Here is a 25,378-nt window from a genome sequence, read left to right as displayed (position 1 = left end):
CTTCTACTCCATTTCCTCGATTCGGCTCCGGGCGTCGAGCGCCCGGACGCCGTCCTTGCCTGCGATGATCGCCGCATGGGCGAGACCGATGAAAAGACCGTGCTCCACGACGCCGGGAATTGCATTCAGAGCCTCCGCAAGTGCTCTTGGCGCTGGAATACGGCCAAAAGATGCATCGATGATGAAATGTCCACCATCGGTGACGAAAGGTTTCTCCCCCGCCATGCGCGTCTCGAGAGCGCCGGAAAGCCCGAGCCGCCCCGCGGTCCTCTCGACGGCGATCGCCGTGGCGCGCAGGCCGAAGGGGTTGACCTCGATGGGCAGGGGAAACCGGCCGAGGGTCTCCACCACCTTGCTCTCGTCAGCGATCACGATCATGCGGCGCGAGGCCGCAGCCACGATCTTCTCGCGCAGGAGAGCGCCGCCGCCGCCCTTGATGAGCGACAGCTCCGGCCCCACCTCGTCGGCCCCGTCCACCGTCAGGTCGAGTTCCGGGGTTTGTTCGAGCGAGGAAAGCGGAACCGAAAGCTCGCGGCAGAGCGCAGCGGTGCGCTCCGACGTGGGCACTCCGACGATATCGAGGCCGGCGGCCACGCGCTCCGAAAGCAGCCGCACGAACGCCTCGGCGGTCGAGCCCGTGCCGATTCCGAGCGTCATCCCGCCTTCGACATGCTCGAGTGCCGCGCGCGCGGCTTCCGTCTTCAAAGTGTTCGCGTCCAGCACCATCTTGCCCCCGCAAGCAGAGGGGGGCTTCCTAGCTTGTTTCACTTCGTCCCGCAAATGGCTTTCCACACCATCGACCCATGCAGATGTCCCCAGGCCCTCTGCTCCTTGAAGTGGCGCGCCGTCCGGGTTATCCGCTGAAGTGACCAGAAGGAAGCGCTCATGACACGCCCGATCCTCGTCTTCGACCTCGACGGCACGCTCGTCGACACGGCGCCGGACCTCCTCGCCAGCCTCAACCATTGCCTGCGCACGGTCGACGTGCCGGAAGTGGCAGACGGAGAGATCCGCCGCTATGTGGGCTCGGGAAGCCGCGCGATGATCGAGCGGGCCTTCGCCGCCCACGGCCGCCCGACCAAGGCGGAGGAGCTCGACGCGTTGCAGAGGCTTTTCATAGAGCACTACACCGCCGGGATGCCCGGCCTCTCGCAGCCCTTTCCCGGCGTGCGGGCGGCACTCTCGCGCTTCGGCGAGACGGGCTTCGCCATGGCCGTCTGCACCAACAAGCTCGAGGGGCTGTCGCGTACCCTGCTCGAAGCGCTTTCGATGACCGAATGGTTCGAAGCGATCTGCGGGGCCGACACGTTCGCGCACCGCAAGCCCGACCCGCGCCACCTCGTCGATACGATCGAGCGCGCCGGCGGCGACCGCGACCGCGCCGTCATGGTTGGCGATTCGCGCACGGACATCGACACCGCCAAGGCGGCGGGCATTCCCGTGGTGGCCGTGGATTTCGGTTACACGGACCGGCCGGTGCACGAATTCGAGCCGAGCATCGTCATCTCCCATTTCGACGATCTGACGCTGGAACTGGCGGACAATCTCATCAAATCCGCCGCCGGCCAGCCAGCCGCTTGACTTCACCGCCGGGGCTCCCTTATATCCCCGCGCGCTTGGCGATTTGCCGCCGGGCGGGCGCGTAGCTCAGCGGGAGAGCACACCCTTCACACGGGTGGGGTCGTAGGTTCAATCCCTACCGCGCCCACCATCTCCCACGCCCGCTTTCCCCGATCCGCTTCCGCAGAACGCGCGAGCCTTTCCAACGCGAAAAGGACCGCCAAGCAACGTTCTCAGGGCGCGGCGGTTGCACCGAAATTGAGCTTGGCGAGCTTGCCCGCGGTCAGACGCACCATGCGCGGATTCTCGGTCGTGAGCCGGTAGCCCGTCGGCAGCGAGCGCGTGTCGACCTTCATGACGAAGTTCGATCCCGTGGGGCCCTCGGGCAGATCGGCGCAGGCCACATGGAAACGCCCGCGCTCGTCCGTGATGACGATCCAGCCCTTGGGCGTGACGATGCGCACACCTGCAAGGCCCTGCTCGCCCTTGTCCTGATAGCCGTTGCCGTTCTGGTCGTCGAAGACCTTGCCGATGATCTCGGCGCATTCGAGAGGCTGCGCACCGGCACTCGCACAAACGAGCAACGAGAAGGACAAGGCCGCGGCCGCCACCGAAGGGAAATACATCAGTCGGTTCGTGGCCACTGCGGTTGCCCCTCTTGCCTCATCCTCCACATGAGGCCGGACAACGGCGTTCCCGTCAAGCCGTCACTGGCCTTGGCATTTGACCTTCCTGCCCCACCGGCGATATTCACGCACGACTTAGCGCACATGATCCTCCTCCGCCCATGAAATTTCCCGCTCCGCTGACCGAAGCCCGGCTCGTCCGCCGCTACAAGCGCTTCCTTGCCGACGTGGTGCTGGCCGACGGAACGGAACGCACCGTTTCGGTGCCCAACACCGGCTCGATGCTCGGCCTGACGGCGCCGGGCTCGCGCGTCCTTCTGTCCAAGTGGAACAATCCCCAGCGCAAATATCCTTACATGCTGGAGATCGTCGAGGCGGACGGAACGCTGGTGGGCATCAATACCGGCCTGCCGAACCGGCTGGCGGCGGAGGCGATCCGCGCCGGGCTCGTGGGTGATCTCGGCAGCTATCCCGTGATGAAGCCCGAGCAGCGCTATGGCGAGCGCTCGCGCATCGATTTCCTGCTGGAGCACCCGGAGCGTCCGCCTGTCTATGTGGAGGTGAAGAACGTCCACTTCATGCGCGAGAAGGGCCTGGCGGAGTTTCCCGACACGGTGACGGACCGCGGCGCGCGCCATCTCGACGAGCTTGCCGCCATGCGCGCAGCCGGCGCCCGCGCCGTGATGATTTACGTGGTGCAGCGCGGCGACTGTTCCCGTTTCCGGCTCTGCAGCGACCTCGACACGACCTATGCCGCCGCATTCGCGCGCGCGAGAGGTGCAGGGGTTGAAGCTTTCGTGCTAGGGTGCCAAATCTCTGCAGACGCGATCACGCCCGATCGCCTGATCGATATGGAATTCCAGGACAAGCCCTGATGGTTACTTATCTCGACGCGGACACCGCCCCCCTTCGCAACACCGGGCAGATCCGGCTCTATGGCGAGGAGGGCTTCGAGGGCATGCGTCGGGCGTGCCGCCTTACGGCGCGCTGTCTCGACCAGCTGACCGAGCTCGTGAAGCCGGGGGTGACGACGAACGCGATCGACCGTTTCGTCTTCGAATTCGGCATGGACCATGGGGCGATCCCGGCGACGCTCAACTATCGCGGCTACACCAAATCCACCTGCACCTCGATCAACCATGTGGTCTGCCATGGCATCCCGGACGACAAGCCGCTCAAGGAAGGCGACATCGTCAATATCGATGTCACCTATGTTCTGGATGGCTGGCACGGGGATTCGAGCCGCATGTATCCGGTAGGGACCATCAAGCGCGCCGCCGAGCGGCTTCTGGAGGTCACGCATGAGTGCCTCATGCTGGGTGTGGCGGCGGTAAAGCCCGGCGCGCGCACAGGCGCCATCGGCGCGGCCATACAGGCCTATGCCGAAGGCCAGCGCTGCTCCGTCGTGCGCGACTTCTGCGGCCACGGCGTGGGCCAGCTCTTCCACGACGCGCCGAACATCCTGCACTACGGCAGCCCGAACGAAGGCGTTGAGATGCGGCCCGGCATGATCTTCACGGTCGAGCCCATGATCAATCTCGGCCGGCCGCATGTGAAGGTTCTGTCGGACGGCTGGACGGCGGTGACTCGCGACCGCTCGCTGTCCGCCCAGTACGAGCACAGCGTGGGCGTGACCGAAGACGGCTGCGAGATCTTCACATTGTCGCCGGCCGGGCTCGATCGCCCCGGACTTGCCTGATACACTCGTGATCGCGGCGGGGGCAGCGTTTCATGAGCGACGGCGACGACCACGGTTTTTTCGGCGAGGGCTCCTTGCGGCCTGCGCCGAAGACCTCCGAAAAATCCGGTAAAGCAGACGCCAGGAAGCATTACGAAGGGCATCGGGAGCGCCTGCGCCAGCGCTTCGACGAGGCGGGCGTGGAGGCACTTGCGGATTACGAGCTTCTCGAAATGGTGCTCTTCCGCTCGGTTCCGCGCGCCGACACCAAGGGGCCGGCGAAGGAACTGCTCAACCGCTTCGGCTCGATCGGCGAAGTCCTGGGTGCGCCTGAAAGCCGCCTGCGCGAGGTGCCGGGCATCGGCGAGGCGGCCGCGCGCGACCTGAAGCTGGTCGCCGCCCTCACGCAGCGTATGCTGAGAAGCCAGGTGCGCGGCAAGCAGGTGCTCTCTTCATGGAGCCAGGTGCTGGACTATTGCCGTGCGGCCATGGCCTATGAGGACCGCGAACAGTTCCGCATCCTCTTCCTCGACAAGAAGAACGCGCTCATCAAGGACGAATGCCAGCAGACGGGCACGGTGGACCATACGCCGGTCTATCCGCGCGAGATCGTGCGCCGGGCGCTCGAGCTCTCGGCCAGCGCCGTTATTCTGGTGCACAACCACCCCACTACCCCCCTCCAAAGTCACGCTGGATCACGCTGAATACCGCTGAATCATCAATTAAATAGCTGATTTTTGCACGTTGCGTACAGGCGGCGGCTATGGCAAATTGGGAGCGGTTAGAGGGACTGAAAACGGCTTTCCGATCCCAGCAAACGATCCCCGTTTCTCCTCGACCGATCCCAGTTGCGGACAAGGAGGAACGCCATGCCAAGCCTGACCGACACCGCAATCCGGCATGCGCTAAAGCGCGTCGAGCTGAGCCAGAAGCAAGAGAATCTCGCGGACGGCGAAGGTCGGGGCACTGGCCGTCTCGTGCTCGTGCTGAAGCCTATGCCGAAGCGCGTTACGGCCGATTGGATGGCGCAGCAGTGGCGGGATGGGAAACGGTCGAAGAAGAAGCTCGGCTCGTATCCCTCGATGTCACTCGCTCAAGCGCGGGAAATTTTCAAACGCGACTTCGCTGACGTGATCCAGAAAGGTCGCAGCATCAAGATAGCGACCGACACTCGACCGGGGACCGTCGCCGATCTGTTCGAAGGCTACGTCGGGTCGTTGAAGGCCGCCGGCAAGCCCTCGTGGAAGGAGACGGAGAAAGGCCTCAACAAGATTGCCGACACGCTTGGACGTAATCGACTTGCCCGCGAGATCGAGGCCGAAGAGATCGTGGAACTGATCCGACCGATCTATGAGCGCGGTGCTCGATCGATGGCTGATCACGTGCGGTCGTATATCCATGCTGCCTTTAGCTGGGGGATGAAGTCGGACAACGACTATCGCAACACCTCCCCTCGTCGCTTTCGGATTCCCTTCAACCCGGCCTCGGACATCCCGACCGAACCTAAGGTACAGGGCACGCGCTGGCTCAGCGAGGATGAATTCGTTCAGCTCTATCGCTGGCTCGAATGCCCTGACACTCCCGTCCATCCGTCGTATCCGCGCGCCGTGCAGCTCATCATGCTGACTGGCCAGCGCGTCGAGGAGATCGCTAGGCTGCATGTCGATCAGTGGGACGCGGCCGAGCGGATCATCGACTGGTCGAAGACCAAGAACCTTCAAGCGCACGCCGTCCCGGTCCCATCCCTCGCAGCCGAGCTTATCGAGTCGATCAAGCCCAACGAATTCGGTTGGTACTTTCCTTCGGCGAAGGATCCGTCGAAGCCGGTCAGCCACGGCACGCTCTACAGCTTCGTCTGGCGGCAGCGCGACCGCGGCGTCATCCCCTACGCGACCAACCGCGACCTGCGGCGGACGTTCAAGACGCTCGCCGGCAAGGCGGGGGTGCCAAAAGAGATCCGGGACCGCCTCCAGAACCACGCGCTGCAGGACGTCAGCTCCAAGAACTACGATCGCTGGAACTACATGCCCGAGAAGCGCGCCGGCATGGCGCGCTGGGACAAGTTCGTCCGCGCGCTCCTGAAAAAGAAGAAGGGCAACAGCACGTTGAAGGCTGCCGCATGAGCCGCCGGTCTCTCCTTCTTGCCGGCGTGCTTGTCTTCTTCTGCTCGGTCGCGCCCGCGTTTGCAGATCCGTGCAAAGCGCCTCTGCCAGCTCAACCCGGTGTGCGGTTCTCCGGCACGGTCCAATACGTTGGCGACGGCGACGGCCTGTGCGTCGGCAGGACGGCCGATCCCGACGAGTGGATCGAGGTTCGCCTCGCCGATTTCGACGCGCCTGAGCTTCACCAACCCGGCGGCGCAGCGGCCAAAGCGGCGCTTGAGCGCATAGCCTTACATCGCGAGATCACATGGAGCGCGGCCGCAGCGGCCGCGTCGTCTCATTCGATCGCGTTATCGCGCGCTGCCGGATCGGCTCCACCAGCATCGGAGACCTGTTGCGGCAGGACGGTCTCGCGGAGGGGGGCTTCTGACGCGGTCGCCTCAGGCGGTCATTGCGCGCGATTCAGGGCGCATATGCTTCGAGAACCGGGACGGACGGCGTGACCGCTTCGGCCCGACGCTTGGCAACGCGCTTCGCCGCATCGCGGACAAGCGCGAGCTTGCGCCGGTCCTTGTCCACGCATACCAGAATTTGATCGTCGGCTGCGGCGTCGATCTGTTCGGGCTCACAGAGCTGCGCGGCGGCCAATCGACAATAGTCGCCCCGCAGCAAATCGGCTCCAGCGACCTGGGCGAGGTCGACGGCGGGGCTGGGCACGCCATACGTCAATCGGATCGCCAGACGTCTCACACGGTCACCGAGATCGAGCGTCGGGTGCAGGATTTCGGCGACGCGAGCCGCGACGGGCATCAGATCGCAAGTCCGCGCTGCGACCGCGCGTATCGGGCCGGCGGCGCCGCCAAACGCCCCGCCGAACTGCGTCAGCACGCGCTCGATCTCACTCATGGCGCGACCGGACACGAACAAGAGACAAGCGACCGCCTTCTTCGCACGCAGGGTCGCCTGATGATCGTCTGTGGCCCCCCGATGAAGCGCGTTCAGGACGTGCCACGGCACATTTTGCCTCCGCAGCTCGTTGGGCCATAGCTGGGGTTCTTTCTGCGTGCTTTTCCGGTTGATCGGAAAGAGGAGTTGATCGACCTCGACCGTCGTTTGGGCTGCGGCAATCAGGACGGGATCGCTGATGTCTTGGGGCTGGAGCGCGCCGAGGCAATCTACGAGCGCGACGATAGACCCGACCTCGGCTGCGCTCTCGCCAGCGAGACGGCCCAGCTTGGTTAGCTCATACGCGCCTGTGGCGTCCTTCTGAACTAGGCCGTGGCGTTCCAAATCCGCCAGCGCCGAAAGCAGGTCCGGCCGGCTCCACTGCCACGCGCTGTGGGCGCGCCGGGCCTGGAACGCGCCGAAGCTCGATTCCAGAAACTCGACAATCTCCTCGCTCCGCACGCCTTCACCGGCCGCGCGTCGTGCCGCGACCAGGACACGGATAATCAGGGAGCGCGGGTCGGTCGTACCGTCGAGGAAGCGGGACCCTAAGTCTTCCGGCTCCGCGGTCACGTAGCGCGACCACAGATCATGCTCGGCGCGCGGATCGAGCGCCAGCAGATACGAAGCCCCCTTCTCGGCGAAGCCGAGCCTTCCTGCGCGGCCGACGAGGTTCTTGTATTCGGCCACCGAATAGGGCTCGTCGCCCGGATGATTCAAGCCGGCGATGATGACCGATGAAGCGGGCGTGTTCACGCCCATTGCCAGCGTCGTCGTGGCTGCGATGACGCGCAGGCCCGAGCCGCTACGACGAAATTCTTCCTCGATGACGCGTCGCTCTTCGCGGTCGAGATCCGAGTTGTGGAAAGCGACGCCGCGCGCGAGCGCGCTCCGCAAGTCGGCGCTGGCCTGCGAGGGATCGCCGCCGGGCATCTGCGTCAGCGCCTCAGCAGCCGGAGGCAATCCGAGCGACCCCGCGAGATAGTTGGCGCAGCCGCGGGCTTCGCCCTTGGTTTCGCGAAACACGATCACCTGCTGGCCTTCGGCGACAAGCGTGCGCACCAGCGGGATGATCCAATCCTGGCTCGATCCTTTGCCGCCAACAAGACGCCGAACGAGCGGCCCCTCCACCCGCTCATTGCCATTCTCCGGGTCAAGGAAGCGAAAATGCCCGGTGCCGAGCAACAAGCCCTCCTCAAGCGGAACGGGCCGCTCCGTGCGCCGCAAAAGCCGCGCTCCGAGCCATTGCTCAAGCCCGTTCGTGTCCCCGATGACCGCCGAAAGCGCGATCAGTTGGGGCTCGATCCCCTCACGCCGGCGCATCCGGATGAGCGCCAGAATGAATTCCAGATTCGCGCCGCGGCCACGGTCGGCAATCATCTGCGCTTCATCGATCACGATCACGCCGACCTGCGCCAACACATGAGGGAATGTCAGCGCGATCGCAGCGAACTTCTCATAGGTCAGGAGGCCGACATCGTATTGGCCCCGCAACAGAGGCGTGATGTCGTCCGTCTCGCCCGTCGCTTCCACTGTGCGGACCCCGAAACCGCCATAGACGCTCTCGAAGTGCCGCCGCTTGTCCGCCACAAGAGCCTTGAGCGGCAACAGAAACAAAGCCCGTTTGCGATCCAGCACGTTCCGGAGCGCCGCGAGCTCGCCCACCATCGTTTTGCCCGAGGATGTCGGAGCCGACACCACCAAGTTCTCGCCGTCCAGCACGCCGAAGTCGGTGATGGCGGCGATCTGAAGCGCATTTAAGGATGGGATCGCTCCAGCCCAGGCGGTGACAAGCGCGTCGGGGAAACCGGCCGACGAGAGGCTCGCAAGATCGGACGTCACCTTGGCAGGCAGACGCGCCGGGAAGGCCGCCCGATACTTCGCGCCCGGCACGAACACGGGCCACGCGACATCGCCGTCGATGCTCCCGCGCATGGTCGGGTTCTGCTCTTTGCCGCCCTGCAGCGCGGCCGCCCTGACGCGGCTCGTGACATGCTCAAGGAGGCGGTAGAGCGAGAGCTTGCCGCCGCTCACGACTTCCTCGGCGCCACATAGCGCCTCCAGCAGAAAGTGGGTCAGAAAGCCGTGCCCGAACCGGCGGTGCTCATAGGCGGGCTCGGTCGCCGCGGAGGCGGTGAAGATGATCCGGCCAGCGCCGCCAAGCTGAGCTAGGCGCGCTTCGGCGGACAAAAGGCTGCGCGGCTTCGCATCGACGTGCAGAACCTTCGCGCCAATGCCGCCGGAAAAACAACAGTCGAGGAACAGGATCAGGCGCCTCGCCGGTATCCGCGAGAACCATTCCTGCAACAGCTCGAGCGGGATCGCGGAGCCGGCGAGATCATCTGGGTTCGCGTCATGGGTGACTAGCTCATGCGTCTCCGACCCATGGCCGGAGAACGCGATCACCACCGTATCCTCGGAGCCGCAGCCGGCTAGGTCGGCAAATGCGTCCTCAATACGATGCCGCGTGGCCTCCGCATCTGCCAGCAAGACCGTGCTGCCGCCCAGCGTGTCGAAGAACAGCGCCTCCAGCGCGGTCGCGTCGCGACGCGCGCAGGTCAGCTCATCAATGCCGGTCGAGCTATAACGGTCGATGCCGATGAACAGGCCACGAAACGGCATGAGGCACCACGCTACGCCCGAACGACGCCGACGGAGAACGCGGCTCGCGGCTTCTCAGCCTTCTCCAGCACGAACGGCGCGAACGTGTCTTTCCGCGCGACCTGCTTGTTGCCCACCTTCTCGAACCAGACACACCAGACGGCATCCTCCTCCAGCATGGCCGTCTTCCCGACCTGCTCGACCGTCATGATTGGCCCGCCTGACTTCACTCGCACAAGATCGCCGAGCTTGAATTCGGTCGCATCCATTCTCCACGCTCCTTCTCGATGCCTATCCGTCCTCGCCAGGCACCGGAGGAGGTCGCAAGAAGCCCGCCCATGTCCCCACCACCATGGGTGGAGGCACGCACGTGCTAGGAGATCGCCCCATGCCTAACGTCAATATATGGTGTGTCGGTCCTTCCTTGCACAAGAATTTCGCCGAAGACCGTGTAAGCTCCTGAATAGATGCTCTTGATTTCCTAGGGCTGCGCTGCGTTCCGAAGCGGGATAGCCCGACGGCAAGTTGCCGTCGGGCCTATCGTCACGATCTGCCAGATAGCCAACGCCAGGCGCGGCGCCAGAAGCCGGGAGCCGCCTTGACGGGAGCGGGCTGAACGGCGGGTTCGATCGCTGGCGTCTGCCCGTAGAAGCGCGCTTTGGCAGCGCGATCACGACGACGCTCGGCTTCGACCTGCTCGTCACTCCAGGGGCCGGCCTCGATCACCTTGCCGCGGTCGATCACATAGTGTGACCGGCATTTCAGCGTCCAATTGCCGATCGACGGACGAAGCGAGACGGTCTCGCCATCGAACGTCATTTTCCAGTCCGTCGGCGTGAAGGGGGCGACGACCTCCTCGCCACAACCACAGCAGCAGCTATGGGCCGATGTCGCATAGTCCATCGACACATAGAGGACGCCCGGCTCCAGGCGCTCGGGGATGTGTTCGACGAAACGATGATCGAGTCGCTTGTGCCGCATCACGCCAGGTCCCCGTTGATCAGCATGTTGCCATCGGTGGTGTAGGTGCAGTGATGCTCGCACTCGAGATCGCGATAGAAGCCGCGGATCTTCTTCCACTTCACGACCGCGAGGACGGCATTGAAGGCGTTGAGATCCGCGACCTGAATGTTGGAGGCGTAGATGTCCTTCGCGCCGCCGCCGACGAAGGAGATGCGCTGCCGGGCGTGAGCCCGCTTCTCCGGCGTGCTGGCGGTCACCCGCAGGATGCCGCCGAGCGATCCCTCGTCGAGCTCGAGACCCATGCCGACATCAACGAACGCGGCACCGATCGCCTCGAGCTTCTCCACGATCAACCGCTTTGCGTCGCCCGCATCGAGGGACAGGAAGGCGAAGGTGACGCCGTCCAGGAGGTGGATGTTGTCGACGCCGAGCGCGACGTCGTGCGCCACGATGTTCCGATGCATCCGGCTGTAGATGCGCTTCAGATAGTCGACCTTCTTCGGCGCTTCTCGCAGCTCCTCCAGACTCGGGGCCCCCGGCGCGCGAAACGCGTTATGGGTCAGGAACTCGTCGCTGTCGAACAGCCGGATTTCCCGGACCGGCGTCTTGGCGACGAAATCCAGGATGTAGCCGCCGGTCCCGCCGACGCCGATGATGGCGACCCGCTCGTTGACGAGTCGCTCGGTCAGGACGCCGATCCCGACACGGTCGGAGGCGGTCTCGACATAGTTGAAGACGCTGTCCTCCTCCTCTTCCGGCTCGCGGAAGGTGCGAGGCGTCGCGCCGGACTTCAGCACCGCGGCCGGGCCCGCGAGGATGTTCGCGTAGCTCGTCATCTTGTGGTGGTAGTCCGAGTAGCCGCCGTCCGGCTTGCTGGAGAAGCTATGCGTCGCCTTCAGGCCGTGGCCGAGATCGAAGGCGCCGGCCGCATGCGAGATGCCCTGGATGGGCCTGCCGTCGGCGTGGCACGGGAAATCGCCGTCCCAGTGGATGACATGGGTGTCGGGCGGGCGCGTCTGATCTCCGGCCAGCGCGAGGCTGGAGATGAGGGTGCCGATGCGCACCTCCCGGCGCGCATCGACATACGGCACCTCGCGCATAACGAGATACCCGCCCTGCTGCTGGACGAAGTAGCCTTCGTCCAGCAGCCGCTTCAGGTCCGGATTACGACTGAACAGTGCGCGTGACATTGAACACCGTGCCCTTCTTCTTGACGTCGACGGAGCCGCCAGCCCCGAGCTCACCGGCGTGCGGCGTCGACGCCGCGTGCCGGTAGGTCATCGAGAAGACGACGTTGGGTTCGTGCTGGCCCGGGAAGGCGAGCTGGACGATCTGTTCGAACGTCACCGTGCGAGCGTTCACCGTGCGCGGCCGCGAATTGACGATAATCTCGAACGTCAGCCGCGCGGTGATGAACCGGTCGATGCCGGGCTGGGTCAGATCGATCAGCTCGCCATGCTCGATCAGGCGATCTTCACCGCCGGGAACCTCAAGGAAGACGGCCTCCCCCTCGCCGGGGTTGGCGAGACCGTAAAGCACCGTGCCGCTGATGACCGGCTTGCCCCAGCGCAGTTCGTCGTCCTTGAGGGTGAGCTTGAAGTCGCGGTCCGTCAGGAAGGCGACGAACCGCTCGGCGCCGCGCTCGCGCAGGTCGAAGGGCTCGTTCAGCCGCACGTCCTCGAAGTCCCCCGAGGGCAGGATCGCGAACAGGCTGTAACCGTCCCGCGGGTCCAGGCCGCCGGCCTCGAGCAACTGGCAGCCGAGCGGCATGGGATCGCTCACCTGGCGGGACTGGAAGTTGAGATCGCCCTGCGCGAGGAGAAAGCGATACCCCCGCGCCGGACGCAACGCCCGGCCTTCGCGCAGGGCGTCGCCGAGATCGTCGTAATCAAGAAGTTCTTCGGTGTTCATAAGATTGGGTCCTTAGGTTCGGCCGAGGCAGCGCCGCGGCTCTAAGGATCCAATCGGAGCGAGGGAGGCCGACCGGTAAGGTCAGGCGAACTTTTTTTGCAAGGGGCCGTTGGGGGTCTGCCCGCAGATGAAGAAGGCCGGGCAGTTCGGGCAGGTGCGCGACGAGACCTCGGCCGGAAACCGTCCGGCGCGGATGTCGCCGAGAAACTTTGCGAGCTTGTCCTTGCGCCCCTTCGGCTCCCGATCCGACAAGGCGAGCGTATGCGTCTCGCCGTCGGAAAGATGGACGAGCTCCGCGACGGCGCTAGGAAAGGCCTGCTTGACCGCCAGCACCAGCGCCGCCGCGCCGACATCCTTGCTCTCGGCCGACCGCATGTGACCCGTCCGGATACGGCGCGCGGCGCGGACGCCGTCCGGCCGCACCAGCACCTCGTCCGGCCGAACGATGATCTCTTCCCCGCCGAAATTGAGGCTCAGTGCAACCGACGCTTCGGCGACCGCTTCGGCGCGGTTCGCCAGGAAGAAGCGCAGCATCGCCAGCGCCAGATCCCGGAATTCCGCGCGATAGCCGTGGTTGCCCAGCCCCTGATCGGCAAGCGCCGCGTCGGTGCGTTCCTCCAGGTCCCGCTCGGTCACGGGCTCGTCCGCCGCGATCACCATCTCTACCACCACGCGAACCGCCTCGTGCAGATGCATGAAGGCGGTCGCGGTTCGCCGGCCACCGACCTGCAGGACATGCGTGTAGAAGAAGCGGCGTGGGCAGGATTCATAAAGAGCAATCTGCGGGGCTCCGAACCGCAGCCGTCCGTCGACCACCAAATCGATATCCCGAGTTTCCGCGGCCACGGGAAGCGGCCGTGCCGGCACGACCGAACGGCGCGTGAAAGTGGCCCCGAGACGGTCGAGGAATGGCGACAGCGGTCGGTTGTGACCATTGCTCTTCTCGGTCGGCGCATAAAGGATCAGGCGATCGCGGGCGCGCGACTGCGCCACGTAAAATAGGCACTCCTGCTCCTCGGCCTGACCTGCGCGGAACGCCTCCAGCGCACTGCCCTCCGCCCCCGCGATCATCCCGTCGGGCGCCGGACAGGGCGGCGCCGGCGGCGTGCGGGGGATCGTGTCGCTGTTAAGCCCAGGAATATGGACGCCGCCGAACTCCAGCCCCTTGGCGCCATGGATGGTCATCAGCCGCACGGCGTCGAGATGCTGGGCGGCCGCCGGCAATTGACGCAGGTCGCGGTCGTCGCCGAGCCGCACGAGCCTGCGCACACGATCGAGCACGCGCGTGATCGGCAGTCCGCGGCCCGCCGGCTGGACCCGCAAGAAGTTGAGGAACTGCCAGATCGCGATCCCGCGCGTGCGATCAGCAAGATCTCCGGACGCCCCAAGGCGCGCGGCGATGCGGGTGCGATCGAGCAGCAGCGTCGCGAGCACGGTCCAGGGCGAGGCCGTTTGGTCGAACCCGTCAAGCACGACCGCGAGCTTGGCGAGCGCCTGGCGGCCGGCGTCGCTGACGCCAGGGATCGCATCGGCATGCTGAAGCCAGCCGCCCGGCGCGTGCTCGGACGCCCGCAGATGTTCGAAGGTCGCCGCCACGTCGGCGAAGGACATGGTGAAATCGGGCCAGCAGGCGATCCTCACTAGGCCCATGGCGCGCCGATCTACAAGGACGGAGAGCAAGGCCAGGAGATCCTTGACTTCGGCACGCTCGAACAGGCTGCCGAGAAACAGGACCGGCACGCCAAGCCGTTCAAGGTCCTGACCGATGGTCGACAGCTTTTCGTTGCCGGTGCACAAGACCGCCTGGTCACGATAGGCGTAGCCGTCACGCCGGAGCTCCCCGATCGCGTCGGCCAGTGCGACCTGCTGCTGCTCTGCGCGCTGGACCGTGCGCAACTCGGGCCTATGTCCATTGGCGTCGCGGTCCGCGTCCAGGCCACTATCCGCATCGCCGGCGCGCATCGTGATTGCGAAGCTGGAGAAGCTGGCGACAATCTCCGGCACCGAACGATAGTTACGCTTCAATCGGCCGCGTTTGCCGCCAGCGAAGTCCTCCTTGCCGAACCGGGTCATGTTGAAGGATGAGGCACCGCGAAACCGGTAGATCGACTGCTTGGCGTCGCCGACCATCCAGAGATTGCGGCCGTCGGGCCGTAGCGCGCTCAGCAGCCGCACGCTGCTGCGGTTCACGTCCTGATACTCATCCACCAAGACATGATCATATTGCGCCTGCAGCGCCGCGCAGATGGCTGCGTCCTTTTCGAGCAGTTGCACCGGCAAGGCGACAAGGTCGCCGAAGTCGATGCAATGCGCGTTGCGCTTGAGCTGTTCGTAGGCTGCGTAGGCGCGGGCAACCTCGCCGGCGCGTTCCGCCGCCTCGCGCGCATCCGAGTCCTGAGCTTTCGCCAGCATGGCGTCGGCGAGCGCAGCGTAGGTTTCGGCGTCGACCACCTCATCCTTCGCCCGCGATACGGCGGCCAACATGTCGGCAATGATCTGGGTCGGATCGTAAAGATTGCGGTAGTACGCGAGCCTAAGCCGCGGGAACTCCTCCTCGAGGAGCTCGACCGCTTCGGTCCGGTCCATCATGCGGGGATCCTTCGGCAGGCCGAGCTCCGCATGGAAACGACGGATGATGTCGAGGCCGAAGGCATGGAACGTGCCGATCCACATCGCGGCCGCAGCCTCGGGCCGCTTGCGCGCGATCCTCTCGGCCATCTCGCCCGCCGCCTTGTTCGAGAAGGTCAGCAGCAGGATGCGCCTCGGATCGACGTCCTCCTGTAGAAGGCCTTCGACGCGCGCGATCAGCGTCTGAGTCTTGCCGGTGCCAGGCCCCGCCTCAAGCAGATAGGCTTCGCCGCGATGCGCCGCAGCGGCCGCTTGCAGCGGATTGAGCGGCCGTTCGACATGCGCCGCAGTCGCGGCGGGAGGCACCAGCGGCAGCAGCAAAGCATCGAACAACTGCTGCGCGACGACCTCGAACGGCGCGCCGAGCTTCGCGGCGATGGCGGACGCGGCGAGCCCTTGGTCGACATGGAGCGCCCGCGCGACGGTGCGTGGAAGCAGCAGCTCGCGCGCGAACAGATCCATCTGGACTTCGCGGCGTTGCCGGCGTCCATAATCGACAACCCGATCCATTCCGACTGGCGAGGGCTCGGCCGGGCGGGCCGGATCAATCGTCGGCGCCGCCTCGCCACCAGGATCGTCGCCCAGCTCGACATGGCCGATCTCGTGCGCCACGAGGAAAGCTTGCTCGAACGGGGAGCCCACATTCTCGTGAAGGATCAGATCGTCGGCGGCGACGAAGGTCGCGCGGCCGCCGTTGAGGACGGCTGCGCCGGCGGCAGTCGGTTCAACATCAATCCTCCGCCGCTTGGCCTCGGCGACAGCAAAGTCATAGGGCGACCAGGGATCGGCGCCGGATGCAACGAGGCGAGCGTGAAGCTCGGCGGCAACTTGCCTGGCGAGCTCCACGCTGTCCATGTCAGTCCGCCTCCGCCAACAGCCGGGCGCGCTTCTCGGCCGGGACGCCGGCATCGATCAGCACTTGCTCGAAGGTGACCTGCTCGCCGGCCACCGGCTTGCTGTCGGCCTTATAGCTGCGCGCGACATTCAGGTGCGCTGGCCCCCAGGACGACTCCAACTGCGCGACAGAGCTGCGCATCGCCTCCGCCAACCTCGCCAGGAAACGTCGCGGGATACTGACGAGAGAGACCCGCCGTTCGCGCAGCGCGGTGACGACCTGCCGGGGCACATCCAGACGCTGCGCGACGGCGCGCCAGTCATCGACCGTCAGCGCCGCGAAAGGGTCGGCTGCTGCCGCCGGCATAGCCTTCGCGTGTTGCGACCAGGCAGCGTCGATCAGCGCCCGATCGGCAGCAGAGAGGGGTGCGGCATCTTCATAAGCCTCGCGGCTGAGTTCGCGCGAGAGGTCGATGAGCTCCCCGGCATATTCCGGGTATAGCCCCAGATAGCGTTCCAAGGTCGCCCGGCCAGGCTCGCTCTCGACCGCGAACGCATCGAGCACGGCCTCGCGAGATGGACGTCCGCCGCCGGGGCTCACCGCTCGTCTCCGTCGGCCATGGCGGCTCGCAGGGCGGCGAAGGCCTTGTCGCGGTAAGTTCGGACGGTCTTTTCGGAGCGGCCCAAAGCCTTGGCGATGGTCATGACGTCCGGCTCCTTGGAGTCGATGGGGAAGCCCTGTCTCAACATGTGAATGATCCTGCTTTGTGCTGTCGGTAGAGCTTCAATCGCTGCATCCAGGCGCGACCGGTAAGACGGGTCGTCGAAATCCGACGCGGCGAAGGGATCGTGGGCCCCTGCGGCCGCCTCGACCTCCGGTGACAGCTCTCCGCTCTCCTCGTCATATTCGAGGGGCTGGGAACGGTTTTCGTCGCGCCAGGCCTTTTCCTGCGCATCGCGCCGCAGGCTCGCCAGCGCGCCGTCGAAGCGCACCTCGAAGTAGTCGACCTTTTCGTTATGGGCGGCGCGGTCCGCCGAAAGGAGCTCGACGAACCGGCCGAACACCTTGTCGCGCACGACCCCGCGCGTCAGCGATTCCGTCTTGCCATCGGAGCTTTCCGTCCTGGGCAAACTGCGCAGCACCCGTTCGGTCAAGATCCGATAGAGGCGCTCGAACCACACCTCGTTGTTGTCGCGACGGCTCGCGCGAATGAAGTACACGAGACATTCGCTGGGGACGTAGCCCGGGTCCGAGCGCTTGGTGATTTCCGCCCTAGCGATCAAGCTATCACGCGGCAGGACTGCCAATTCGGCGATGAGGGCTTCTATCTTCGGGTCGCGCTCGTAGAGTTCGCCGCTGAGGCGGCGTTTCCGCAGCGGGGTTGCGATCGCTTCGCCCGCTCCACGCGCATCTGTCTTTTGCACGGTGTCGACAGCTCCCCCCAACTGGTTCATCGCGCGGCCCCGCCTCCCGTATCGCCCTTTTTGTTGAGACGCGTCTCGAGCGAGCCGATGCTGTCGAGCACCGCCTCGAAATCCGGAGGGTCGCCGAAGATCATGCCTTGCATGGCCCTGTAGTCGACGCGCAACTGCTCGATCATCGCGTCATGCGGGGCAAGCGTGAACGAGCCGGGCTCGGCGCTCGTGAGATCGAAGTCCGGTCGATTGAAGAACATCCGGGCGTGCGCGACGCAATCCGCACCGAGCGCCGGATCAGCGATGGCGTCGGCGCCGACGGGGGCTGCGGCGAGCTGGTGCAGGTCATAATAGTGACGGGACACGCGTTGGCCGCCCCCGCGCAGCTCGCCGCGTTTGTCGAACCACCGCCGCAACCCGTGGACGATGACGACCTTGTCCCAGAAGGTACGCTCCGGATCGACCGTGCGGACAGCAGGCACAGTCGGGTCGAGCGCCGGCAGATCATCGTCGACATAGGGTTTGATCGGCACTTCGCTGTTCGGATCGAGCGCGGATTTCGCGCCCGACTCGATCTTGATAGCCGCCCGCACATAGTCCGATCGCGGCGTTGCCGCGGGATACCAGATCAGCAGCGTCTGCCCGTCGGGATCAGCGTCATCGGCTTCCACTCGTGCCGCGTCGGCTCCGAAACCGGCAGCCTGGAGCCGTTCCTGCAGGATCACCGTCAACTCGGCACGCAGCGGGCCGTTGATATAGGCTTGGCAAGCGTCCTTGATCGCATCGAGGCGCGCCCGGCGCTTTTTGCCACTCAGCGCTTCGAGCTCGTCGATGGTGGCCGGCTCGCCGATGTCGTCCCGAAACACCGTGACATCGATGTCTTCGGAGAAGCGGTTGATCAAACCAAACCCTTTGGACAGGGAGGTTCCACCTTTGAAGAGAAGGCGGGGGCCGCCCTCTTTCAAGCCATTGAACAAGGCATCCAGCGTCCAGCACACCCAGAAGTCCTTCTCGATATTCTGGGACGCCGTGCCGAGGCGTAGCGCCGTCGTATCGAAGGCGCTCAACATCGCGTCCGACCCGGCCGCGAGAACCTCGTCGAAAGCCGGATTCATGTCTTCACCGCCCGGGCTGCACCGCGCTTGGCGGTTTGTGCCTTCTGCGGAGAGAGCGGCTTTCGCTTGGGCCGGGCGACGGCAGCGTGACGCTGATCATCGGCATCGTCCGCCGTTCGTTGCTGATGACGATCATGATCAGCATCAGCACGATCATCATCGACGTGCCGACGATGAACGCCAGCGTCGGTTTCAACGAGCGGCTTGAGAAACACCCACATCCATGTCGGAAGCGCCGTCATACCGGCAGTGAGATCCGCTTTGAGTGGCGGCCCCACCGTTGGATCTTCGAAAAGCTTGACCAGCTTGCGCCTGACTTGATCACTCTCCCCTTCACGAACCAGGAGATCGCGCAGCCAGTGAAGCGCTTGGACGACGCGCATCGCTGGTCGTCCGGCCCAGAATAGCCTGCTGGCCGCGGTCGGACGGAAGGTGATCGTTACATTGCCGAGCTTAATTGCGCGGCGCCGAGCGTCGGTGTGCACCACGATCTTGGCCGGGACGGCGTCAGTTAGGCCCAGATCGTTCGCCGCGGTCATGCCGTCGACAAGCATCCGGGTTTGGTCACGTCGCCCGACGGCGTCGATGACTGAGCGCGGATCAGGCGGATTGGGTTTTTGGGTGAGCTTGTTGAAGCCAGGCTGATCGTAGAGTCCACGATCGATCCGCCTGAGAGTTTCGGCCTTCGTCAGCCGCTGCAACGCCTTATCGACGGCGTCTCGCGAGGCGAGATCGACGAAATCGCTGGGCGTCCATACCTTGCGCGGCGCGTCCGCACGGATGCGCTCAAGTATGGCTGTCTTTAGATCGGGCAAGTCGCTCATGTCCGAAATTTGTAGTCCTTTTTCGGACAAGCGGCAACTTGTCCGAAAAACATATACAAACTTCGGACAGCCCTGATCGGCTGAACGGCATGACGTCGGGCAACCGAACTGGCTAGCGAGACTGTACGTACCCCGCTTCCGCATGGGACGCAGCAACGAATTCTACCATAAATCGCCCAGCGCCCGACCCACCCTGGCACGCGGAACTCATTTTCTGAAATCCTGAAGGGGAAAGCCTTCCCCTGCGGCCGAGCCAAGGTCTCGGCCGACCCCTTCTGCGGGGAGACCCCGCTACGCCCCCTTTCAGAGTGAGAGTGCGGACGGGTTTGCCGTGACGGGTTGAGGGCTGGAGGAGAGGCCTCCGGCGCCCGTCGCGGAGAACCCCGATGTCCAGACATGACCGCAACGCCCGCTCCGGCGCCGACCGGACGAGCCTTTACGACGACATTACCAACAAGATCATCGCCGAGCTCGAAGCCGGCCGCATTCCCTGGGTGCAGCCGTGGGGCTCGGCGGCGGCGAAGGCGCCGCTGGCGATGCCAGCGAACGTGGCTACCGGCCGACAGTATTCGGGGATCAATGTGCTGATCCTCTGGGGCGCCGTCATCGAGCACGGTTTCCCCGTCCAGAGCTGGCTCACGTTCCGCCAGGCGCTGTCGCTCGGCGGTCATGTCCGCAAAGGCGAGCACGGTACGACCGTCGTCTATGCCGATCGCTTCATTCCCGACAACGAGAAGAAGCGGGCGCTGGAAACCGGCGAGCAGGCGCAGGCGATACCGTTCCTGAAGCGCTTCACGGTCTTCAACGTGGCGCAGTGCGAGGATCTCCCCGAAGGTCTCGCCGTCGCTCCGCCTGCACCCGAACCGGGGTTGATCGAGCCCACCGTCGAGGCGCTGATCAAAGCGACCGCCATCGATGTTCGGATCGGCGGGAACCGTGCCTTCTACATGCCGGCGCACGACTATGTGCAGGTGCCACCTCCACAGGCCTATTTCGAGACCATCAACTGGCACCGCACGGCCCTGCATGAACTTGGTCACGCGACGGGCCATGCGTCCAGGCTCGGCCGCGATCTCTCGGGGTCCTTCGGCTCGAAGAAATATGCTTTCGAGGAACTGGTCGCCGAGATGAACGCGGCGTTCTGCTGCGCTTCCCTCGGCATCGTCCCGACCGTCCGCCATACCGACTATATCGCCTCGTGGCTCGACGTGCTGCGCGAAGATAATCGCGCCATCGTTCGTGCTGCCTCTCACGCCAGCAAGGCCGCGGATTGGCTGCTCGGCTTCCTGCCGGATACCGCCAGCAGTCCCCAGACCGACGTCGACAGGAGGGCAGCATGATCCTCCTGACCCCCTGACCTGCGCGAGCGCTTGCTCGCCAATGGCCGCGAACGGGGCGCCGACCATGTGCCCGTCGTCAAATTCTTCAACCCCTGGGCGAAGGCGTCTGGCTCGCGACCGAGCTCGACGATGATGGCGACACGCTCTTCGGCATCGCCGACCTCGGCTGTCCCGAACTCGGCAGCTTCTCGCTCGAGGAACTCGCCTCGATCACCCTGCCGTTCGGTATGGGCATCGAGCGCGACATCCTCTTCACCGGCGATTTCCCGATCTCGGTCTGGGCGGAAGCCGCCCGCGAGGCTGGGAGCATCCGTGCCGCCGAACGCATTCTCTACCGCGCACGGCAGGCTCGCCGTGACGGCGTGGGACGCGCCTCATCCTGAACTCCGCAGAGCCGGAGATTCACGTTTGTGTGTTTCCGGCTCCGCGCTTCTCTGGGTCGCCGGAAGGTGGCGCCGTCCTCAGAGGAAGAGGGCGGCGCTTCGCTTCGTGACGGGTTTCAAGCCGAGAGAGAGGCTCTCGGCGCCCGTCGCGGAGTATCCCGACATGGCAAAGGCTGCCAAGAAGATCGTCTTCTCGCGCTCGCGCGACATTCCCTTCAACAAGCTCGTGCTCTCGGAGTCCAATGTCCGGCGAACCCGGCCGGAAGCCGAGCTCGACGAACTGGTCCACGACATCGGCCGGCGCGAGGATCTCGTCCAGGGCCTCAACGTCCGCGCCATTCTCGACGAGGACGGCAACGAGACCGGCATGTTCGAGGTGCCGGCGGGCGGGCGCCGCTATCGCGCGATCGAGCGCCTGGTGAAGGCCAAGCGCTTCCCGAAGGACGGGCTCGTCCCCTGCATCGTGCGCAAGTCCGACACCAAGATCCTCGCCGAGGACGATTCCCTCGCCGAGAACCTTCTGCGCGCCGGACTTCATCCGCTCGATCAGTTCCGCGCCTTCCAGGACATGCTCGACAAGGGCATGACCGAGGAGGAAATCGCCGCCGCCTATCTCACCACCGTCCAGGTCGTGAAGCAGCGGCTACGTCTCAACGCGGTCTCGACCGCGCTGCGTGACGCCTATGCCGAGGAGCACATGACGCTGGAGCAGCTCATGGCGTTTACCGTCAACCCGGATCACCACCGCCAGGAGCAGGTATGGGAGGCCGTGCAGCACTCGTACAATCGCCAGCCCTGGCATATCCGACAGTTGCTGACCGAGACCACGATCCCGGCCTCCGACAAGCGCGCGCGCCTCGTTGGCATTGATGCGTATGTCGCCGCCGGCGGCGCCGTTCTGCGCGACCTGTTCGAGGACGATAACGGCGGCTGGCTCGCGGACCCGTCGCTGCTTCACCGCCTGGTCGGCGAGCGGCTCAAGACCGTGGCCGAGGAGATCGCCAGCGAAGGCTGGAAGTGGGTCAAGATCGACCTCGACCTTCCGTATGGCTACGATCACGGCTTGCGCCAGATCACCGGCTCTTTCGTGGATCTCACCGACGAGGAGCGGACCGAACGTGAAACGCTGCGCGCGGAATACGATCGGCTCGAGGCGGAGTATGACGGCGCCGACGAGCTGCCGGACGAGATCGATCAGCGGCTAGGCGAGATCGAGGAGGCTCTCGACGCCTTCGAGAAGCGCCCGATCGTCTACGATCCCACCGAGATCGCTCGCGCTGGGGTCTTCGTCAGCGTGGAACGCGACGGCGACATCGTGGTCGATCGTGGCTACGTGCGGCCCGAGGACGAGGCCCCTGTTGCCGTCGACGGCGGCGACGCCGAGGCCGATGGAGAGGACGGCGGGGTTTATGCTCCCGCAACACCGTCCGTTCAGCGCGCTGTCATCACCATCGGCGGACAAGAACCAGAGGGTGAGGATGATGAGGACGATGATGGCGTCAAACCGCTGCCCGAGCGTCTGGTCATCGAGCTCACCGCGCATCGCACGCTGGCGCTGCGTGAATCAGTCGCCAATCACCCGCATGTCGCCCTCACGGCGCTCCTCCACAAGCTCGTGCTCGACGCCTTCAAGCGCAACGCACACGGTTCCGCCGTCGAGGCAGCCGTTCGCGAGGTTCACTTCCCCGTCCAGGCCACCGACTTGAAGGACAGCGCGTCCGCCAAGGCGATCAAGGCGCGCGTGGACGCCTGGAAGGCGGACATGCCGCTCGATGACGACGATTGGCTCTGGGACTGGATTGACGCCCTCGACGATGCGAGCCGCCTCGCGCTGCTCGCGCATTGCGTCAGCTACGGGATCAACGCTCTTTACGAGCGTCCGAATCCCTATAGCGGCAACGGCGTCTCCCAGCACGGGCTCGACCGGCGCATGCGCGATGCCGATCGGCTCGCCCGTGCCACCGGCCTCGACATGGCGGAGGCCGGATGGCGTCCGAGCGTCGCGAACTATCTCGGCCGCGTTACGAAGAGCCGGATCACCGAAGCCGTGCGCGAAGCGCTCGGTGAAGAGAAGGCGCAGCTCATCGACCACCTCAAGAAGCCGGAAATGGCCAAGGAGGCCGAGCGCCTGCTCGCAGACACCGGCTGGTTGCCGGAGCCGCTGCGTCTCGCCGATCCCGACGCGATTTCCACGGACGCGAGCGAGGCCGACGGCGACGAGGCGCTGCCGGCCTTCCTCGCCGACGATGAGGACGAGCAGTCGGGCGACGGCGACGCCGACAACCCGGCGATGATCGCTGCCGAGTGACGCGACCACGGCGGGGGGCGGCTTCGGTCGCTCCCGCCACCCTCGATCAGGAGCAATCCGATGACCAAGCCCAGACCCGACGCGCCCCGCCGCGTCGTCTTCCAGTATCTCGTGCCCGTCCATGTCGAGGTCGAGGACGGCCTCGTCTGCAGCGTGACGGTGATAGACGAAACGCCCGTCGAGAACCCGACCGTCGTGGAAGGGGATGCCGACTATCTCGAGGCGGCGGTCAAGGCCGCCGATGACGGCCAGTCCTGGCCGTCCTGGCAGTTCGGCTACTAGCCCGCCTTCTCTCCATCCAACCCCAACAGCCCGGCCATCGCGCCGGGCTTTCGCGTTTTCAGGAGCCTCTCATGCCCACCTATACGATCGAGACCACCTACCGCGTGCCTGTCTACAGGCAGCGGACTTATGACGCGGCGACACCCGCTGAAGCCTGTCGCCAAGCCATCGAGGACGATGACTGGTCCAACGACAAGCTCGATTACGAGTGCGCCGGCGAAACCTACGTCACCCGCATCTGGCTGGGGACCGACGCCGCCTATTCGGGCGACGCCCTTCCGGTGCCATCGCACTTCGATGAGACGATCCAGCGCAAGGCCGCGCACTTCGAGGTCCTGTTCGGCCTCCTCAAGATCGTCGTTGCGGACCAAGCCGCACAACGGCGGACGGACGCTTACTGGCTTGCGCGAGCCACCGCCGCGATCGCAAAGGCCGAGGCGATTGAGGGCGCCCGCGATCCCGACGAAACCGTTGCGGCTCCGCGCCCTTCTCACGTCCTTGCGCAACTCCGGGAGGACCGCATTCGCGACCAGATGGCCGCGATCGTCGAGACCGATCCCGAATTCGCAACTCTGACCTCGGACGCGGTGTCGGACGCAGACATCCACGCGAACTGCCTGTCCGTCGCGGCCGGCATCGACTTGTCAGAGGAGGTGGGCGCCGCGGAATTCCGCGCGGCGCTCGCCGCCCTGCGAGCCGCCAAGCAAGCGAAGGGAGGCTGAGATGTACGGCACCTATCTCCGCCTCGAGGTCACGGTCTGGGCCAGCGACCGAGCGGTGATCCACGCCGCGCGGCGCAAGCTCACGCGATCGGCGCGACTTGATCCGGCGAAGCGCGACGCGCGCAAGCGCTTCTACCGCGCGATGCTCGAGCACCACGCGAACACGCAACGGCTCGTTGCCGCATTGCGGCTCTTACGCTCCAGCAGCAACCCCGTCTTTCAACCAGCCCGGCCATCGCGCCGGGCTTTGTCGTTTCAGGAGCCTGACATGGCTGACTTCTTCACGCACTTCTCCTGTCTTCTCGATGTCGGCACGCCGAAAAACGCCGCGCGTGCGCTCGATCTCTACAATCGCATGATGGAGGAGAACGCTGCCGAGGACCCGCCCTCCGAGGCGTTCCTCCTGTCCATCCAGCCGGAGCATGGCGGAACGCAGCTCTGGATTCGCGATGACGTCACCGGCGATCCGCAAGCCGTCATCGACTTCGTGCTCCGCTGCGCGAAGGAATTCGGCCTCTCCGGACGCTGGGGTTTCCAACGGGCGAACACATGCTCGCGCCCGCGCGTGAACGCGTTCGGTGGCGGCGCGTATGTCCTCGACCTCGGCCGCCGCAAGAACGTGGCATGGATCGCCACCAATCCCTGGCTCGACACCACGCTCTCGGCCAGGCGCAGCAAGCGAGGCGCGCCATGAGCATCCCCGATCATGCACGCGCGAATTTCGCGTCGCTCCTGCGAGCCGCAGCCGACGGCAACCTTGCGCTCATGGAGTGCGCCGACGCCGTCACCGGCGAGGCGCGCTACGTCATCTGCGCCGTGGGGCGCGACGGCACGGATTTCGTGTTCACGCCGTTCGGCCATCTCGCCGATGGCAACCCCTTCGACGCCTATGTGCCGCCCTCGGCAACCCTGCCGGACGACCCAACCTCCTGACCGCTTGCGCCGTCGCCTGTCTGGACGCGGCGGCCCGCCGGTCAACGGGCGAGCCATTCCCGCATCGCCTGCGCTGCGTGACCGAGCGTGCCTCGGCCCCCTCCGGTCGCCAGTCCGTCGCAACGGGATCAGGAGCCAGTCGGATGTGCAGGGTTCTCAACAAGCACCACTCAGGCGTGCCGGCGGACGCCGTCTCCATCGGGCGCG

At 65.3% G+C, this 25,378-nt stretch carries 23 protein-coding genes, 1 tRNA gene and 2 pseudogenes; 14 read left to right on the top strand and 12 right to left on the bottom strand.

What is annotated here, in order from left to right; translation table 11 throughout:
- Nucleotides 1–3 precede the first annotated feature (3 nt).
- Complete coding sequence (rpiA, locus tag PVE73_RS11895; RefSeq protein WP_277367430.1) at nucleotides 4–720, bottom strand: ribose-5-phosphate isomerase RpiA; 717 nt, start codon at nucleotides 718–720, stop codon at nucleotides 4–6.
- Between the two features lie 165 nt (nucleotides 721–885).
- Between rpiA and gph the strand changes: the two genes are divergently transcribed.
- Nucleotides 886–1,581 carry a phosphoglycolate phosphatase gene (gene gph, locus PVE73_RS11890; RefSeq protein ID WP_277367114.1) on the top strand — a complete coding sequence of 232 codons (696 nt, stop codon included), beginning with the start codon at nucleotides 886–888 and terminating at the stop codon, nucleotides 1,579–1,581.
- A 55-nt stretch (nucleotides 1,582–1,636) separates the two neighbouring features.
- Nucleotides 1,637–1,711 (top strand) — tRNA-Val (locus tag PVE73_RS11885).
- An 82-nt stretch (nucleotides 1,712–1,793) separates the two neighbouring features.
- On the opposite strand, the gene PVE73_RS11880 is transcribed toward PVE73_RS11885, so the two are convergent.
- Nucleotides 1,794–2,204: a hypothetical protein gene (locus PVE73_RS11880; RefSeq protein ID WP_277367113.1), complete on the bottom strand. Its 411-nt coding sequence runs from the start codon at nucleotides 2,202–2,204 to the stop codon at nucleotides 1,794–1,796.
- Between the two features lie 143 nt (nucleotides 2,205–2,347).
- Here PVE73_RS11880 and sfsA point away from each other — a divergent pair, with 143 nt between their 5' ends.
- The 4 genes from sfsA (at nucleotide 2,348) to PVE73_RS11860 (ending at nucleotide 5,987) form a co-directional block, all read left to right on the top strand.
- Entirely contained in the window at nucleotides 2,348–3,061 is a 714-nt protein-coding gene (gene sfsA / locus PVE73_RS11875; protein ID WP_277367112.1) for a DNA/RNA nuclease SfsA, read from the top strand.
- Nucleotides 3,061–3,885 (top strand): type I methionyl aminopeptidase, encoded by an 825-nt coding sequence (gene map, locus PVE73_RS11870; protein ID WP_277367111.1) that lies wholly within the window; start codon nucleotides 3,061–3,063, stop codon nucleotides 3,883–3,885. The genes sfsA and map overlap by 1 nt, the downstream gene beginning before the upstream one ends.
- Nucleotides 3,886–3,917: 32 nt before the next feature.
- Nucleotides 3,918–4,568 (top strand): DNA repair protein RadC, encoded by a 651-nt coding sequence (radC, locus tag PVE73_RS11865; RefSeq protein WP_277367110.1) that lies wholly within the window; start codon nucleotides 3,918–3,920, stop codon nucleotides 4,566–4,568.
- 165 nt (nucleotides 4,569–4,733) lie between these two features.
- Nucleotides 4,734–5,987, top strand: coding sequence for a site-specific integrase (locus PVE73_RS11860; RefSeq protein WP_277367109.1), 1,254 nt, complete (start codon nucleotides 4,734–4,736; stop codon nucleotides 5,985–5,987).
- Between the two features lie 441 nt (nucleotides 5,988–6,428).
- Here the strand turns inward: PVE73_RS11860 and PVE73_RS11855 are convergent, their stop codons facing one another.
- From PVE73_RS11855 to PVE73_RS11810, 10 genes are all read right to left on the bottom strand, one after another.
- A complete protein-coding gene (locus PVE73_RS11855) occupies nucleotides 6,429–9,533 on the bottom strand; it encodes a DEAD/DEAH box helicase (RefSeq protein WP_277367108.1) in 3,105 nt (1,034 codons plus the stop codon).
- Between the two features lie 11 nt (nucleotides 9,534–9,544).
- Nucleotides 9,545–9,781: a DUF2158 domain-containing protein gene (locus tag PVE73_RS11850; protein ID WP_277367107.1), complete on the bottom strand. Its 237-nt coding sequence runs from the start codon at nucleotides 9,779–9,781 to the stop codon at nucleotides 9,545–9,547.
- A 274-nt stretch (nucleotides 9,782–10,055) separates the two neighbouring features.
- Nucleotides 10,056–10,496, bottom strand: coding sequence for a DUF6527 family protein (locus tag PVE73_RS11845; protein WP_277367106.1), 441 nt, complete (start codon nucleotides 10,494–10,496; stop codon nucleotides 10,056–10,058).
- Nucleotides 10,493–11,665: a ThiF family adenylyltransferase gene (locus PVE73_RS11840; protein ID WP_277367105.1), complete on the bottom strand. Its 1,173-nt coding sequence runs from the start codon at nucleotides 11,663–11,665 to the stop codon at nucleotides 10,493–10,495. The genes PVE73_RS11845 and PVE73_RS11840 overlap by 4 nt, the downstream gene beginning before the upstream one ends.
- Complete coding sequence (locus PVE73_RS11835; RefSeq protein WP_277367104.1) at nucleotides 11,640–12,386, bottom strand: multiubiquitin domain-containing protein; 747 nt, start codon at nucleotides 12,384–12,386, stop codon at nucleotides 11,640–11,642. The genes PVE73_RS11840 and PVE73_RS11835 overlap by 26 nt, the downstream gene beginning before the upstream one ends.
- Before the next feature lie 81 nt (nucleotides 12,387–12,467).
- Nucleotides 12,468–15,869, bottom strand: a complete 3,402-nt coding sequence (locus tag PVE73_RS11830; protein ID WP_277367103.1) for a UvrD-helicase domain-containing protein — start codon at nucleotides 15,867–15,869, stop codon at nucleotides 12,468–12,470.
- A 1-nt stretch (nucleotide 15,870) separates the two neighbouring features.
- A complete protein-coding gene (locus PVE73_RS11825) occupies nucleotides 15,871–16,449 on the bottom strand; it encodes a hypothetical protein (RefSeq protein ID WP_277367102.1) in 579 nt (192 codons plus the stop codon).
- Nucleotides 16,446–17,303, bottom strand: a complete 858-nt coding sequence (locus PVE73_RS11820; protein WP_277367101.1) for a DNA-binding response regulator — start codon at nucleotides 17,301–17,303, stop codon at nucleotides 16,446–16,448. The genes PVE73_RS11825 and PVE73_RS11820 overlap by 4 nt, the downstream gene beginning before the upstream one ends.
- Nucleotides 17,300–18,379: a nucleotidyl transferase AbiEii/AbiGii toxin family protein gene (locus tag PVE73_RS11815; RefSeq protein WP_277367100.1), complete on the bottom strand. Its 1,080-nt coding sequence runs from the start codon at nucleotides 18,377–18,379 to the stop codon at nucleotides 17,300–17,302. The genes PVE73_RS11820 and PVE73_RS11815 overlap by 4 nt, the downstream gene beginning before the upstream one ends.
- On the bottom strand, nucleotides 18,376–19,203 hold the full coding sequence (locus PVE73_RS11810) for a DUF6088 family protein (RefSeq protein ID WP_277367099.1): 828 nt from the start codon (nucleotides 19,201–19,203) through the stop codon (nucleotides 18,376–18,378). Before PVE73_RS11810 ends, PVE73_RS11815 begins: the two co-directional genes overlap by 4 nt.
- Nucleotides 19,204–19,589: 386 nt before the next feature.
- On the opposite strand from PVE73_RS11810, the gene PVE73_RS11805 reads away from it, so the two are divergent.
- From PVE73_RS11805 to PVE73_RS11770, 8 genes and pseudogenes are all read left to right on the top strand, one after another.
- A complete protein-coding gene (locus PVE73_RS11805) occupies nucleotides 19,590–20,543 on the top strand; it encodes a zincin-like metallopeptidase domain-containing protein (protein WP_277367098.1) in 954 nt (317 codons plus the stop codon).
- A pseudogene (locus PVE73_RS11800) lies at nucleotides 20,540–20,926 on the top strand (DUF2958 domain-containing protein). Before PVE73_RS11805 ends, PVE73_RS11800 begins: the two are co-directional and overlap by 4 nt.
- Nucleotides 20,927–21,089: 163 nt before the next feature.
- Nucleotides 21,090–23,234 carry a ParB N-terminal domain-containing protein gene (locus tag PVE73_RS11795; protein ID WP_277367097.1) on the top strand — a complete coding sequence of 715 codons (2,145 nt, stop codon included), beginning with the start codon at nucleotides 21,090–21,092 and terminating at the stop codon, nucleotides 23,232–23,234.
- A 60-nt stretch (nucleotides 23,235–23,294) separates the two neighbouring features.
- A complete protein-coding gene (locus tag PVE73_RS11790) occupies nucleotides 23,295–23,516 on the top strand; it encodes a hypothetical protein (protein ID WP_277367096.1) in 222 nt (73 codons plus the stop codon).
- Between the two features lie 71 nt (nucleotides 23,517–23,587).
- Nucleotides 23,588–24,238, top strand: coding sequence for a hypothetical protein (locus PVE73_RS11785; RefSeq protein ID WP_277367095.1), 651 nt, complete (start codon nucleotides 23,588–23,590; stop codon nucleotides 24,236–24,238).
- A 1-nt stretch (nucleotide 24,239) separates the two neighbouring features.
- Nucleotides 24,240–24,431, top strand: a pseudogene (locus tag PVE73_RS11780) (hypothetical protein); the annotation flags it as partial.
- Nucleotides 24,432–24,506: 75 nt separating this feature from the next.
- Entirely contained in the window at nucleotides 24,507–24,932 is a 426-nt protein-coding gene (locus tag PVE73_RS11775; RefSeq protein ID WP_277367429.1) for a hypothetical protein, read from the top strand.
- On the top strand, nucleotides 24,929–25,171 hold the full coding sequence (locus PVE73_RS11770; protein WP_277367094.1) for a DUF6117 family protein: 243 nt from the start codon (nucleotides 24,929–24,931) through the stop codon (nucleotides 25,169–25,171). Before PVE73_RS11775 ends, PVE73_RS11770 begins: the two co-directional genes overlap by 4 nt.
- The last annotated feature ends 207 nt before the right edge of the window (nucleotides 25,172–25,378 follow it).

Origin of the sequence: Chelativorans sp. AA-79, from assembly GCF_029457495.1 — a bacterium.
Classification (GTDB): domain Bacteria; phylum Pseudomonadota; class Alphaproteobacteria; order Rhizobiales; family Rhizobiaceae; genus Chelativorans.
The sequence above is the reverse complement of the archived record's forward strand: the minus strand, read 5'-3'. Positions and strand labels throughout refer to the sequence as shown.

Excerpts from the sequence above, each read along its gene's own strand:
- gph (WP_277367114.1), top strand. The coding sequence starts at position 886 with ATGACACGCCCGATCCTCGTCTTCGACCTCGACGGCACGCTCGTCGAC.
- sfsA (WP_277367112.1), top strand. The coding sequence starts at position 2,348 with ATGAAATTTCCCGCTCCGCTGACCGAAGCCCGGCTCGTCCGCCGCTAC.
- map (WP_277367111.1), top strand. The coding sequence starts at position 3,061 with ATGGTTACTTATCTCGACGCGGACACCGCCCCCCTTCGCAACACCGGG.
- radC (WP_277367110.1), top strand. The coding sequence starts at position 3,918 with ATGAGCGACGGCGACGACCACGGTTTTTTCGGCGAGGGCTCCTTGCGG.
- PVE73_RS11860 (WP_277367109.1), top strand. The coding sequence starts at position 4,734 with ATGCCAAGCCTGACCGACACCGCAATCCGGCATGCGCTAAAGCGCGTC.
- PVE73_RS11855 (WP_277367108.1), bottom strand. The coding sequence starts at position 9,533 with ATGCCGTTTCGTGGCCTGTTCATCGGCATCGACCGTTATAGCTCGACC.
- PVE73_RS11850 (WP_277367107.1), bottom strand. The coding sequence starts at position 9,781 with ATGGATGCGACCGAATTCAAGCTCGGCGATCTTGTGCGAGTGAAGTCA.
- PVE73_RS11840 (WP_277367105.1), bottom strand. The coding sequence starts at position 11,665 with ATGTCACGCGCACTGTTCAGTCGTAATCCGGACCTGAAGCGGCTGCTG.
- PVE73_RS11835 (WP_277367104.1), bottom strand. The coding sequence starts at position 12,386 with ATGAACACCGAAGAACTTCTTGATTACGACGATCTCGGCGACGCCCTG.
- PVE73_RS11830 (WP_277367103.1), bottom strand. The coding sequence starts at position 15,869 with ATGGACAGCGTGGAGCTCGCCAGGCAAGTTGCCGCCGAGCTTCACGCT.
- PVE73_RS11820 (WP_277367101.1), bottom strand. The coding sequence starts at position 17,303 with ATGAACCAGTTGGGGGGAGCTGTCGACACCGTGCAAAAGACAGATGCG.
- PVE73_RS11815 (WP_277367100.1), bottom strand. The coding sequence starts at position 18,379 with ATGAATCCGGCTTTCGACGAGGTTCTCGCGGCCGGGTCGGACGCGATG.
- PVE73_RS11810 (WP_277367099.1), bottom strand. The coding sequence starts at position 19,203 with ATGAGCGACTTGCCCGATCTAAAGACAGCCATACTTGAGCGCATCCGT.
- PVE73_RS11805 (WP_277367098.1), top strand. The coding sequence starts at position 19,590 with ATGTCCAGACATGACCGCAACGCCCGCTCCGGCGCCGACCGGACGAGC.
- PVE73_RS11795 (WP_277367097.1), top strand. The coding sequence starts at position 21,090 with ATGGCAAAGGCTGCCAAGAAGATCGTCTTCTCGCGCTCGCGCGACATT.
- PVE73_RS11790 (WP_277367096.1), top strand. The coding sequence starts at position 23,295 with ATGACCAAGCCCAGACCCGACGCGCCCCGCCGCGTCGTCTTCCAGTAT.
- PVE73_RS11785 (WP_277367095.1), top strand. The coding sequence starts at position 23,588 with ATGCCCACCTATACGATCGAGACCACCTACCGCGTGCCTGTCTACAGG.
- PVE73_RS11775 (WP_277367429.1), top strand. The coding sequence starts at position 24,507 with ATGGCTGACTTCTTCACGCACTTCTCCTGTCTTCTCGATGTCGGCACG.
- PVE73_RS11770 (WP_277367094.1), top strand. The coding sequence starts at position 24,929 with ATGAGCATCCCCGATCATGCACGCGCGAATTTCGCGTCGCTCCTGCGA.